The sequence below is a fragment of the Rhodoferax ferrireducens genome, assembly GCF_003347515.1.
Classification (GTDB): Bacteria; Pseudomonadota; Gammaproteobacteria; order Burkholderiales; family Burkholderiaceae_C; genus Rhodoferax.
Map to the genome: position 1 here is coordinate 1 of NZ_QEII01000055.1, position 395 is coordinate 395.

General features: G+C 51.9%; 1 protein-coding gene. It reads left to right on the top strand.

What is annotated here, in order from left to right:
- On the top strand, positions 1-321 hold a 321-nt coding region (locus C5P05_RS00230; protein WP_157979133.1), incomplete at its 5' end, for a DUF2306 domain-containing protein.
- Positions 322-395 lie beyond the last annotated feature (74 nt).

Below are 395 nucleotides of genomic sequence, written 5' to 3' on the forward strand. Positions count from 1 at the left end.
TTGCAGGGCAGCTTGCTTTACGCAGTGCGCGTATTCGTGAGCGTTTCGATGCTGCTTTCGATCTTTATAGCGTTGGCTGCGGTCAAAGGAGGCGACATTGCCACCCATCGGGCTTGGATGATTCGCGCCTTTGCACTGGGTCAAGGTGCTGGCATGCAAGTCGTCGTCCTTTTGTCCTGGATGCTTCTCATCGGTAAACCAAGCGTATTGCAACGAGACGTACTGATGGGCTTGGCATGGCTCATCAATCTTCTACTCGCGGAGATGGCGATCCACAGGTGGTTACCTCGAAACTTGAATTTGCATAGAGGTACCGTATGAAAAATATTCTCATTGCCACGTTGGTGGCAAGCACGCTTGGTGCGTGCGGGTTCATGACACCCGCCAAACAATAT